The organism is Lutimonas halocynthiae (assembly GCF_030409835.1).
GTDB lineage: Bacteria > Bacteroidota > Bacteroidia > Flavobacteriales > Flavobacteriaceae > Lutimonas > Lutimonas halocynthiae.
The window spans coordinates 1-12,045 of the sequence record NZ_JAUFQO010000005.1 but is presented as its reverse complement, the minus strand read 5'-3'; the positions used below and the strand labels follow the sequence as shown (position 1 = coordinate 12,045).

The window sequence follows — 12,045 nt, the reverse complement described above, 5'->3', positions numbered from 1 at the left end:
CTAGAAAATCCGCAAGGATTTTCGTAAGTAAGCTTGTACTAGCAATTAATTTTATACAGTGTTAGAAGCCGTTTTATTCTTCAGTTATAGTCAAGGGGTAAGAAGGATCTAAAATTTTAAACCCTAGATCACTATACCAACGATGCCCACTTGCAAGTACTACAACACCAATTTGATCTTCAAGATTAAAACCAGCAAAACTTACAAACCCGTTGGTTCCTCCCTTATGATAATGGATTGTTTTAACCGATTCTTTTCTTTCCATTATATCCCATGCCAATCCTAATTTCCCTTCATATTCCAATCCGTATTCCCCATCAATATTTGAAAACCGTTCTTCATGTGTTAATTTGAGAGCTGGGTCTAAAGTTGTTGGGTGCATACCAAGTTGAGCTGAAATAAAACTAAGCATTTCTTTTGCAGTTGTTTTTATACCACCACCAGCTGGGAACTCCCCTTCATCTAATTCCTCTACATGTTCTCCACTTCTATAAGGTGTAACTAAGCGGTCTCTCTTAGCATTAGGAACAACAAAATAGGAGTCATTCATGCCCAAGGTTCCGAAAATTCTTTCGTTCATTAGGGATTCATAGCTTTTTTCCATTTTTGCTTCAACTGCATATTCAAGAGCTACATAGGCTAAATTGGAATATAAATATTCTTTTGTATCACTATCTACAGTATAACTAGATAAAAACTCTATTAAATCAGCTTTTGAATAATCACTTAATCGATTGGAATCATCCCTATTTACATTGGTAGGATTGCGTGGAAGTCCAGATGTGTGATTTATCAAGTCTTCCAAAGTTATGTCTCTGTTGCTGTTTGCCAATACTTGTTCAAACACTGGCATGTAATGTTTAATTGAATTGCTGATTTCAATTTCTTTATCAAGTTCTAAATCTGCAAGAAGTGCTGTTGTGAATACTTTTGCGATAGAACCAATCTCAAAAATTGAATTTTCATTCGGTTTTAAACTATCGGTTAAGGACATTTGACCATAGTTATAAAACCGTGTTCCATTCTTGTCTATAATTCCAATCACTGTGTTTAAATGATATCCCGTATCTATCCGATTTTGTACTTCTTTTTCTATGTCAGCCGGTAATTTTTGCTGAACATTGTTACTACAACTTAGTAGTGTTGCTGTATATAGAGTTATTAAAAAAGTGTTTTTCATATTATCTTTTCAGTTTAACCTGATATTTTTTATTGATATTATATTTTACTTTAAAAAATATTGTTTATAAATTTCTCGACTAAGTGGAATATGAAATCCGCTTTTCAATTCGATATCGTATTTACCACCTCCATGTTTTATTACTTTAAGGATACCTTCTTTAGGAATAATATATGAACGGTGAACTCTAATAAAATTTTTTGGTAAAATCCTCAATAGTTTATCAAGATTTTTGTCATGCAAATACTGTTTTTTACTCAGGGTATAGATTTCAGAATAGTTGCCAGAAGCCTTAATATATTCAATTTCATCAATTTGAATTAATTCAATAACCCCTTTTGATTTGATAGACAAACTTTTTAAGTTTTCACGATTCATATTGTCGTTACTTAAAAAACGATCTATGGCTATTTTAAATCGCTTTTCTGAAATTGGTTTACTTATAAAATCGAGGATTCCGTGATCAAATGCCTGTGAGGCTTGATCTTTATTAGCAGTAATTACGATAGTTTGAAAAGAAGCTGCAACAGCAAATTTAAGTAGCTCAAAACCATCTTTGCCGTTTAAATTCAAATCTAATAATAATAAATCATAAACTTCTTCATTAATACAGAACTTGGCATCGTATAGTGAGTGCGCAATTTTTGTAGTACAATCTGGTAAATAAGTTTTAACCAAATCGGCAATACGTTCTGCTACCAAAGTTACATCTTCTACAATTAGTGTTTTCATTTTGTTTGAATTTCTATTATAACTTCCCAGCCATTTTCAACTCTTCTGGAATGCATTTTCCATTTATTATGATAACATGCATCCAAACGCGCTTCAACATATTTTAATCCAGTTCCTGTTGTTTGTTTTTCCAATTGGTTAGTAAAGTTGCTATCATTAAAAAGAGTATAAATTACAACATCATCTAATTCAACTTTATTCAATTCAAAAATCGCATCTTGGCTTCCAGAATATCCATGTGTAACTCCATTTTCTACAAGTGTATGAATAACAGCTGGCGGTATCAATTCATTACCATTAAAACCATGAGTAATCATTTTATAGTTGGATTTTTGCTGTATACTCATTATTTGCAAATGCGCTTTACACATTTCTATTTCGTCGGACATCAGTACCATTTTCTGTTTACTCATCGTAGTTAATAAATGAAATTCTTCAGAAAGGGCTTCAATCATAATTTTAGCATTTTCAGTATTTGTAGAAATTAATTGCTGTAATGACATTAACGAATTCATTAGAAAATGTGGTTGTATATGCTTCTGTAAAAACTGATATTCTAAGAGTTCTAACTTTATTTCTGTTTCATTTAAATCCTTTGTTTTTTGTAGTATTCCTTTGGCAGAAGTAAAAATCATAACAACTGCGAAAATTACTACTCCAAAATTGTTTATCTTAAAAATAAGAGATGTTACAAATAGATTACCGTAATCAAAATTTTCGATTAGGTCATATTCATCGATTAAATTGAGAAGAAACACAAGAAATAATGATGCTGTTATTAAGTAAGTGTTTTTATTTTTTAGGGTTGAAAAGTAAAGGGAAAATGAAAATGGTACTAAGCTTAAAATAAGTACTGTTGAAAATGGTGTAAAGTTCGAAAGTATTGCAACAGCTACGAAAATAAGTATAGAAAAAAACAGTTGTTTTCTCTTCAAATTGTATTCATAGTACAAAACAAAAAGCAGCATAAAATAAATAAAGAATCCAAGCCCTCTATGTAGGCTGCTACTGTTTATAAATGATGATGTCGGAACTAATCCGTTCCAATATAGAGCATCATGTATTACTAAAAAAAAGTTGGTCAAGAACAAAATTCCTAAGGCTAGAAATACTTTTTGCTTATTTAAAGAAAAATAGAGTGCAATATTGATGAGAACTGCAAAAATAAAAATCCCTGAAAAAAGTATTGGAGCCATGGACATAACAAACGAGTGTGCCTGAAACCCTTCAAAAGTTCCAATAGATACATCTCTAAGCGCTGCGGCATCCTGATTATTGTAATTTGAAAAAACAAGTTCTATATGGTTGTCACCATTATTCAAATAGCCTCGAGGAATTCTTTTTCGTACAAGATTTTTACCACTAGTTTCTGTTTCAGTCGAATTCCCTACAATTCCGTTTGTTAACAGAAGTTTATTATTTATATAAATATGAGTGGCACTTATACTAGACCTATATTGAAGCCAAATATCCTGTTCGTCTTTTATTTTACCTGAAAGGATAAATGGAATTTCAAGATGCCAAATATTCTTTTCTTTACTAACTATGGAATAAACTTCACTTCCGTCTAAATTATCATTTACAAATGATTTATTAACGCCCTTATATAATTTGGAAATTTTAAAATTGCGTAAGTCAATTTCTGTACCGTCATAAAGGTTTTTCTCTTGAGCTTGTAAACCAAGACTTAATAAGATTATCGATAATAAAAACAAAAATTTTGACATCATTTAAAACTTATCTTTATTGTATTTCCTGTATATTCAGGATTGTCAGAGGTTTGATAACCAATAACAGCAAACTTATTATTGTGAGTATGAATTTCAATTTTACCTAAAAGTTTAAATTGAGTTTAAAAATACTTTTTCTTTTTTATTAATAGCGGGTTATTCCTGTTTAGGAATAATCAAGCGGGTAGTAACCATATCGAACCGACCACCAAGAAATGAATCTTGAATTGGATTCACCGTTGGGTAATCTAAAGAACTTGATAAGCCAGAAACAGTCAGTGAACCATCGTTACCCAAAGCAACACCTTCAAAGGTTTCCATACCTTGTCCACCGAAAATAGTGGAATAAATTAGAAATGATCCGCTAGAATCGAGCAAAGTAATAAATGCATCAGTACGACCACGTAGCATTGAATGAGAATTATTTACAATTGGAAAATTAGTGGAAGTCGTTTTACCTACAATAAATGCATTGCCTTCATCATCAATGATAAGATCCCTTGAACTATCATCACCTTCTCCACCTAAAAAAGTTGAATATGTCATTCTTTTTTCTTGTATATTAAATTTGGAAACAAAGACATCGCTCTCTCCTGAATGTATTGGTTGATATCCATTCGGTGTTGTTGGAAAATCTGATGAATTTGTAATTCCAGTCAAGAAAATATTCTCATTAGGCCCAAGAGCGAGACCATAAAGTTGTTCGTTTTCATCACCTCCTAAATAACTGGAATATTCCAAAGTTGATCCAGTAGCGTCTATAACAGCGAAGAATATGTCATCTTTGCCATGTTTTGTTTCTTGGATAGAATTGTATAAAGGAAAATCGGAAGAATTGGTCGTGCCAGCGATGTAGCGTCTTCCTTTGTTGTCTATATCGATTGAGAACCCAATGTCATTCCCTGATCCACCTAAATAGGACGTTGTCATCATTTTCCCCTCAGAGTTAAGGGTAGCAAAAAATGTATCTATCTTTCCAGCTGACTTTGGCTGTAGCGCACCTGGTAAAATAGGAAAGTCATTAGACTCAGTGCGTCCAACTATATGAACATTTCCTTGTTGGTCAAGAGCAATCCCTCTACCGTCTTCATTTTTACTGCCACCGATAAAGGTTGACCACATTATCTCACCTTTAGTATTGAGTTTAAGAACAAAAGCATCGCTCATTCCTCCAAATTTCGATTGAAACTCATTGATGTTAATTGGGAAGTCAGCAGAGTAAGTCGTTCCTACAGCATAGATATTACCTTCAGAATCCGAAATAAGACCTTGAACGGCATCCCATTGAGACCCTCCAAGTTGAGTTATATAATCCATCTTTGTACCATTGCCATTCAATTTTACAACAAATGCATCTATGCCATTCTTTAAGTTGTATTGTTTCTCTTCAGGGAGGTTTAAGCTTGCAGAGTTTGAATGACATCCTAAATATGTGTTTCCTTTGGCATCTACTGTAACAACATCAGCATCATCGTCACCTATATTGCCTAAGTAAGTTGAGAATACAATTTCTGAATCGGTGGCTTGACTATGCAATTTATTGAAAGTAAATAGTATTGTGATTAATAAAGTAATTGGTAGATATTTCATAATTTATATTAAGATTAAGGTTTTTTTAAAAATCAAAATTGATTAAAAACCAACTAAACTATTATATGAATATGATGAAACGCACGAGGATCTTTCAAAAATCACTTTTGCATGCTATTAGGAGTGTTTTAATGCTAGTAGTAATACTTTAATTATTGTCTAATAAAAGTAATTTATATTGATAACGGAATATTTTTGTTAAAATGGCTGCCAACGGTGTGGATATGAGCAGTGGCGGATAAAACGCATTTACTTTTCAGTTAGCAATATACTTATTTAAATAAAACGGTTTGAGAATAAACCCAAACCGCTATTGTTTTTATACATTGTTGAAGCTAGTTTTATTATGCATAAATGCAATAGAACAGAAGTAAACTATTAATGATTTGGCTCTATTAGATCTTTAATATGGGCAGCAACTGCACTACCAGCCATTGACCCGTAATTACTTAATACAATAACATAGTAATTTTCTTTTGGATAATACTCAAAACGACTTCCAACACCAGGATATGTACCTCCATGCCCAATAGTTATTGCTTCTCCAACTTGATTTAGCTGAAAACCATACCCATAATGTCTACTTTCATCTTTATCTACAAAGAATTTAGCGTGTTTTTTGTGCAATAGTTCTTGGGTTCCTTTGCTTACAATGGTATGAGTATTGATTGCTTTAAAATAAGTATACAAATCTGTAGTAGTAGAATAAATGCCTCCGTCTGGGGCCAAATAAAGACCAACTCCTCCATTTTCGCATCTTGTACCTCCAATAAAATTAGATTCAGTGTCTTTATACGTATAGCCAATGGCTTTATTTTGGTGAGTAGTTAATTTATGAATATCTGCAAAAGAGTTTTTCATATTAAGGGGCTTAAAAATACTTTGTTCGATGCATTCTCCATAAGACATGCCACTCACTCGTTCTATAATTATACCTAATAAAACAAATTCTTCATTTGAATAATCATATTTATTTAACACTTTAAAATTTTTTCTTCGACCCTCATTTAATGAGTCTAAATGTGTTACTTGAGCTTTTAAAGCCTCATTGAGGTTTTTAGCTTTGTCATTGTCTAGATTGAATGGTTCATAATCATCCAGTTCTATGCCAGAAGTGTGAGTTAATAAATGATGAATCGTAACTTGGTTGGAAATATCTTTAGGGTATTCTGGGATAAACTTACTAATAGGATCGGTAAATTTGAGCTTTCCTTGTTCTGCAAGTTTCGCTATAGCAACACCAGTAAACGTTTTTGTAGTTGAAGCAATATTAAAAGAGGTATTTGCGTTGTTTTTTGTATTTCTTTTTTTGTTGCGCTCACCATAGGACTCTTCAAATAAAATAGTATTCCCTTTAGCTACCAATACAGACCCCGAAAAATGATCTAGCTTGTGCAACTTCTTTAGGTATTTTTTTAAATAGGGTTTCATTTCTTTTGAAGAAACACGACTGTAAGGAGGAAGATTTCCTGAAGGACGAGAGCCTCTACTAACTGATTTTCCAATAATTTTGGTGTTCTCTGGATTCATTCGCAACATGATTATTACCCAATTTTTAGTGTGCTTCCCATGAAACCAAATAGCCAGTCTGTTTTTATCAGACCAACTTGTTTCTTCTGAAAAGGCTTCTATTTGTCCATAATCAGCAAAAACACTTGGCCAATACGCGGCAGCTTTTTTAAAGTCTTTTTCGTAATGTTTCGATGTAAAAGCTTCCAATTTTTTTAGATCATTTGTATTATACGCTTTTACAAATTCTTTGAATATTGGCGTTATTTCATTTTCTGGCCATTCAAAATCTGTTGTGTTTTGACCAGTTAGGGTTAAAGTTATTATGTTAAATAGTAGAATAAATGTCAAGTTTCTTATTTTCATTGCTAGATACGTTTTGGTATAAATTAAAACGGAAAGACGAGCAAGAAGAATGAATGTGACAATTAGCAACGGTTTGGTTATGATTAGTTGTGGATTGATTTAAATTTACTTTCTCTTTTCACTCTTACTTTTTTGACAATCTCAAACTCTGATAAAGCGATTACAAAACAATTAATTATAACCGTTGTTGCCTAACGTTTTTACTATTTTTTTATCAATTAAGATATCATAATTAAAGAACCCTTTTTTGGTAGTGATTTCTATTTTTTTACTTTCATCTAGGTCTTCAAAATCTCTTTCTGTAAATACAAATTCCTTACTCTTTCCTTTATAATTTACCACGAAATAAGGCTTTTTTCCAGAACTGTCTTTAACATTATAGGAGCCTTTATCTAAGATATCATATTGAGTTTTTGTTTCAAATTTGTTCGACAAATAATAATTCGAAGCAAAAAATAAAAATATTATTATTCCTCCATAACTTACCGAAAAGTGCATAAAAGGATTTAAATATCTTTGCTTTCCTCTATAACTATATACTCCGACGTGGTTCTCATATCCATATAAATCGCTATAATTTTTATAATCTATCAAGCATGAAATAAAACCAACAGATAGGACTATTCCAATCGGAATGTAAAAGTCAATTATTGTTTTAAGAATTAGAGGTAACTGGACAAAAAGCAGAATCAAACCAATAACGAATGTTATTTCGTAAAATAATTTTCCTCTTTTCATCTATGTCTTAATGTTTGGCAACGGTGGGGATATGAGCAGTAGCTCTCCCCAACAGTTGATTATATTTTAATTGTTTATTCTTACTTTGATCTTCCTTGTATTACGAATTGAAGCTATTGCTTATATGCGTTGTTGGCGGATGTATTAATTTCCCAAAATTTTCCATTCACTAATATCTTCGTTATAAATTAAAACAGGACTTAGATAATATTTAACTGGCACATTTGTTTTCTTATGGGATAATATATTCCAGGTTTTCAATAAAGATATTGATTCAATTAAATTGAGCTCAATTTCTTTTAAAGAATCTCTTTTCTTAGGGCTATAGTCTCTTATAAGCCCATAAATTGAATCAAATTTCATATCCTTATAAATATTATATGGGGGGCGGAAATAAGCATTTACTTTTTCTAACTCACCTTGTTCATCAATAATCATTACTAACTGCAAAGACTCTGGTTCACCCATTAGCTTTTTTCTAATTTTCCCAACTAATGAATCTAATTTTACATTACTTATTGAATTAAATTGAATTTCGGTGGGATTGAAAATGTAATCATGAATATTGAAAGAGTTTGCCTTAACAAGAAGGTCTCGCATCTGTTTTGAAATACCGTCCTTAATCAACTGAGAATTTGAACACATAGGGTTAAATGTTAATCTACTGTTCCGAATCTCTGTGAAAACAAGCCAGTTTTCATTTTTTTCTACAAACCAATCACATGAAGTAATCACTCCTGTAAATCTCCCTTCTGATGAGAACGTAAAATCCATATATTTTGGATTGTTCCCTACCTTATAATGTTTCAAAGCTTCTAATCTAACTGTAAAATGCAAGGAATCTTTGGTATAAGTTTTTGAAATCACCTTTCCTTCAAATACATGTTCAGCAGAATAAAATTCCATTATCGGTTTTGGGTATTCACAATCACAAGCTAACAACTGGTTTAATCCAGTCATAAAAAATAATATGAATAATGATTTTGTCATATATGCGCCAACGTATTGGGTATGAGCAGTAGCTCACCCACGTTGGTTGGTTTTAATTAATTGGTTTGTTTTTCAGTTTCATTTTCGTTTCGAAGGATGATTAGAGCTATTGGTCATACCCGTTGTTGCAGCCAGTTACTCTTTTACCTTTCGATTTTTTCTATATTTTCTAAATATGTATATCATTAATGGTAATAACAACCATAGTGGCCATAAACCAAAAATTATCAGAATAAAATTGACTACAGTTTTCCATCCATTTGAAAATGATTCCTTCAATCTCTCCACAAAACTATCTTCGGCTTCTGGAGTATATTTGAAATCTTTCTTTTTGGTCAAAACTAGATCTAAAGTGCTATAGCCTACTAAATCTTTTAAATACTTTAATCGACCAACAGTACTCTCGATTTCTTCCTCTAATCCTCTTATTTCATTTTCTATTTCCAGAATATCCTTAACAGTTTTAGCTTTTGAAAGTAAGTCTCTATATTTCTCTAAATATTTCCTTTTATTGGTCAGACGAGTTTCTAAATCTAAAAATTCTGATGTAACATCTCTTGATTTAATCTCTTTGTAAATAACTTTGCCATTGTAAGATCCAAATTCAGAAACAAAGCTTTCAAATTCAACACTTGGTATTCTTATCTTCAAAAAGTAAGAGGACTCATATTCTGAATCATCGAATCGATCCTTGGAGTAATAAGCCCCTTTCAATTTTACTAATTGATCAATCTTAATTTTGGACCCTTCTAAATCATCAACTTCAACTCCAATCCTACCATCTTTTATTATTTTCTTTTCTATTTGATTTGAATGATCTGTTTGATCCTCAATTTCCTCTTCTTCAATTATCTCAACTATTTCAGATTCATCTATTTCAAATCTCTCTGATGCTGGGGGTGGAGGTTTTACCTCTAGAATTCTTTGAGTAATTGGAATTTCTATGTCATCAATGTCTCTCAAATCACTATTGATTGTTTCTTTTTCAGTACAGGACATTATTGATATACTAAAGATGATAAGTAATAATTTTCTTTTCATTTGTTCAGATTTTTCTTGAAATAATATGTGTTTGTTTAATTGGCTACAACGTATTGGGTATGGTTAGTTGTGGATAGATTTAACTTTACTTTCTCTTTTCACTCTTACTTTTAGATTACGACTAACTTCGGTATAGCTCTGAACCACAATTAATTATACCCGTTGTTAGCTGTAGTTTCATCTTCTTTTTCTGGATCTGAATCTTGGATTGTATGCTTCGAAATTCAGACCAATTTCCTTTGAAATTTTATTAACGGCTTCTTGCGCCATTTCCTCATTATTCACTTCAAACAATAGTTTTTTTGTTGTATGTTTTTCATTTAGAACATATGCTTTTTGAAGTTCAACTGAATACGCCTTATCTGGACTGCCAGCAGTAACAAACATAAATTTTTGTTTTCCATTGAATTTTAGAATACTGATGTCCGTCATTCCAGTCATGTCTACCTTCCTCTTGTACCAAGGCTTTTTAAAAATGAACTTCGATGTGAATAATTGATTGTTATCGATAACAATACCATTTTTACTCAAAAGATTCAGCATTATGAAAATTGATAACGGGAAGAACATTAGAACAATGAAATCACCAACTCTCCACTCTGATAGACTTGACTCCCCAACGAAGAATGCTAAGAGCACTAATGACCCAATAATAAATGTGACAACAAAAAGTAGAATTAAAACTAATTTTTGATGGGACTGAAAGTTTGATTTTAATATAATATTTGTCATAAATATATAATTGATGTATTTTAAAATTTACATTGATTTCAGTATAAATAAAGCATATAGATTAAAACAAGAAGCATTAAAGAATTGAAGCCAATGATATTCAACAATACATTATGGGATATTGGCTTTCCCCTGGCAAATGTGACAATCCCCATAATCATTGAGAATAGAAAAAGTAAATGGAAATATTTCATAAATCCATTTAGATCCGAGGATAATGTATGAGAATAATCTTTCCCCTCCGATTCTACATAAGTTATCGATTTGAACAGTATTGTGTGCTCCACATTTATTTCGCTCTCATATATACGAATATTTGGCAGGGAGAAATTGTACCCTTTTTTAGTTTCATAATGAAAAGCCCTAATTGAGCCTCTATTTGATTTACTCACGTAAAATGAATCAATTTCATCAGAATCATAAACCGTTGGAAGAAGAAAGAAGTCAATAAAATTTATAATGAAAAGGAACACTATTGGTGAAAACACAGCAATAAACATTCTAGTTGGGCGACCTTTGAAATACCGAATAACCGATAAAACTATTTCTTCTAATTTTTTTTCAGGCAAGGTTGTTTGGAATTACAGCTAACGGTGTGGATATGAGCAGTAGCTCTCCCCAAATTGCTGTTTATACTTTATTGTTTGTTTCTACTTTAATTTTCCTTGTATTACGAATTGAAGCTATTGCTTATATGCGTTGTTGCCTAGCGTTTATTCTACTTTGTTTGTTCTAGATATCTTAGTGGTGGTGGTGGTTTCACCTCTTTAATGTTATAAAAATAGATGTGCAATTCAATTGTATCATTTATCTCCTTTTTTACTTCGTCAAAAGAACGAGTAATTTTTGTTAAAACTTTTTTTATATCAACTCCATTCATATTTGTGTCAACTAACATTTCAACAAATGCATTTTTAGGAGATGAAGAATGATGTGGTATTTTTCCTTTATTGAGATAATGTCTTTTCAAAATCCACTTTAAATCTGATATCGGATAACCGTCATCGATATAGATTGAGTCATCTGTTACAGTGAGACCGTTTTTTTCTCTTATCAAACCCGCTCCATAAACGAATGGAGTTATCCTCTTTTTTATCTGACCATCATCAAATTCTACAAAAAGATTTCCGTATCCATTATCAAATGAATATGTCTCAACCTCGTTAGTAATTTGGCGAAAATTTAATTTGACAGTATCCAATCCAATTACTAAGACACTATCCTTTGAAACCTGATAATAAGAAGGGTAATATCTTATTTCATTTGTTTGCTTGTCACAGCTTAGAATTAGCAAAACTGTCAATATGAGTACGATTTTCTTCAAATGCTTGGCAACGTATTGGTTATGATTAGTTGTGGATTGATATAATATTACTTTCTATTTTCACTCTTACTTTTTTGACAATCTCAAACTCTGAGAAAACACTTGCAAAACAA

The 12,045-nt window shown here is 31.6% G+C and carries 11 protein-coding genes; all 11 read right to left on the bottom strand.

The annotated features are described in order from the left end of the window. Positions 1 to 73 precede the first annotated feature (73 nt). The 11 genes from QWY87_RS10610 to QWY87_RS10560 all read right to left on the bottom strand — a co-directional run bounded on the left by QWY87_RS10610 (position 74) and on the right by QWY87_RS10560 (position 11,932). The gene (locus QWY87_RS10610) at positions 74 to 1,180 is read right to left on the bottom strand and encodes a serine hydrolase domain-containing protein (RefSeq protein ID WP_290290995.1); all 1,107 of its coding nucleotides are present in this window, start codon (positions 1,178 to 1,180) and stop codon (positions 74 to 76) included. Positions 1,181 to 1,225: 45 nt separating this feature from the next. Continuing rightward, the gene (locus tag QWY87_RS10605; protein WP_290290993.1) at positions 1,226 to 1,912 is read right to left on the bottom strand and encodes a LytR/AlgR family response regulator transcription factor; all 687 of its coding nucleotides are present in this window, start codon (positions 1,910 to 1,912) and stop codon (positions 1,226 to 1,228) included. Next, the gene (locus QWY87_RS10600; protein WP_290290991.1) at positions 1,909 to 3,642 is read right to left on the bottom strand and encodes a histidine kinase; all 1,734 of its coding nucleotides are present in this window, start codon (positions 3,640 to 3,642) and stop codon (positions 1,909 to 1,911) included. Before QWY87_RS10600 ends, QWY87_RS10605 begins: the two co-directional genes overlap by 4 nt. A 156-nt stretch (positions 3,643 to 3,798) precedes the next feature. Further along, positions 3,799 to 5,232, bottom strand: a complete 1,434-nt coding sequence (locus tag QWY87_RS10595; RefSeq protein WP_290290989.1) for an SBBP repeat-containing protein — start codon at positions 5,230 to 5,232, stop codon at positions 3,799 to 3,801. 378 nt (positions 5,233 to 5,610) lie between these two features. Next, positions 5,611 to 7,107 carry a serine hydrolase domain-containing protein gene (locus QWY87_RS10590; RefSeq protein WP_290290987.1) on the bottom strand — a complete coding sequence of 499 codons (1,497 nt, stop codon included), beginning with the start codon at positions 7,105 to 7,107 and terminating at the stop codon, positions 5,611 to 5,613. A 171-nt stretch (positions 7,108 to 7,278) separates the two neighbouring features. Beyond that, positions 7,279 to 7,845, bottom strand: a complete 567-nt coding sequence (locus QWY87_RS10585) for a hypothetical protein (RefSeq protein WP_290290985.1) — start codon at positions 7,843 to 7,845, stop codon at positions 7,279 to 7,281. Positions 7,846 to 7,989: 144 nt separating this feature from the next. After that, the gene (locus QWY87_RS10580) at positions 7,990 to 8,805 is read right to left on the bottom strand and encodes a hypothetical protein (RefSeq protein ID WP_290290983.1); all 816 of its coding nucleotides are present in this window, start codon (positions 8,803 to 8,805) and stop codon (positions 7,990 to 7,992) included. Positions 8,806 to 8,970: 165 nt separating this feature from the next. Then, positions 8,971 to 9,876 (bottom strand): DUF4349 domain-containing protein, encoded by a 906-nt coding sequence (locus QWY87_RS10575; RefSeq protein ID WP_290290981.1) that lies wholly within the window; start codon positions 9,874 to 9,876, stop codon positions 8,971 to 8,973. A gap of 177 nt (positions 9,877 to 10,053) precedes the next feature. Next, a complete protein-coding gene (locus QWY87_RS10570) occupies positions 10,054 to 10,608 on the bottom strand; it encodes a hypothetical protein (RefSeq protein WP_290290979.1) in 555 nt (184 codons plus the stop codon). A 38-nt stretch (positions 10,609 to 10,646) separates the two neighbouring features. Next, positions 10,647 to 11,177 carry a hypothetical protein gene (locus QWY87_RS10565; RefSeq protein ID WP_290290977.1) on the bottom strand — a complete coding sequence of 177 codons (531 nt, stop codon included), beginning with the start codon at positions 11,175 to 11,177 and terminating at the stop codon, positions 10,647 to 10,649. Between the two features lie 149 nt (positions 11,178 to 11,326). After that, complete coding sequence (locus QWY87_RS10560; RefSeq protein ID WP_290290976.1) at positions 11,327 to 11,932, bottom strand: hypothetical protein; 606 nt, start codon at positions 11,930 to 11,932, stop codon at positions 11,327 to 11,329. Positions 11,933 to 12,045 lie beyond the last annotated feature (113 nt).

Excerpts from the sequence above, each read along its gene's own strand:
- QWY87_RS10585 (WP_290290985.1), bottom strand. The coding sequence starts at position 7,845 with ATGAAAAGAGGAAAATTATTTTACGAAATAACATTCGTTATTGGTTTG.
- QWY87_RS10570 (WP_290290979.1), bottom strand. The coding sequence starts at position 10,608 with ATGACAAATATTATATTAAAATCAAACTTTCAGTCCCATCAAAAATTA.
- QWY87_RS10575 (WP_290290981.1), bottom strand. The coding sequence starts at position 9,876 with ATGAAAAGAAAATTATTACTTATCATCTTTAGTATATCAATAATGTCC.
- QWY87_RS10605 (WP_290290993.1), bottom strand. The coding sequence starts at position 1,912 with ATGAAAACACTAATTGTAGAAGATGTAACTTTGGTAGCAGAACGTATT.
- QWY87_RS10590 (WP_290290987.1), bottom strand. The coding sequence starts at position 7,107 with ATGAAAATAAGAAACTTGACATTTATTCTACTATTTAACATAATAACT.
- QWY87_RS10600 (WP_290290991.1), bottom strand. The coding sequence starts at position 3,642 with ATGATGTCAAAATTTTTGTTTTTATTATCGATAATCTTATTAAGTCTT.
- QWY87_RS10610 (WP_290290995.1), bottom strand. The coding sequence starts at position 1,180 with ATGAAAAACACTTTTTTAATAACTCTATATACAGCAACACTACTAAGT.
- QWY87_RS10580 (WP_290290983.1), bottom strand. The coding sequence starts at position 8,805 with ATGACTGGATTAAACCAGTTGTTAGCTTGTGATTGTGAATACCCAAAA.
- QWY87_RS10595 (WP_290290989.1), bottom strand. The coding sequence starts at position 5,232 with ATGAAATATCTACCAATTACTTTATTAATCACAATACTATTTACTTTC.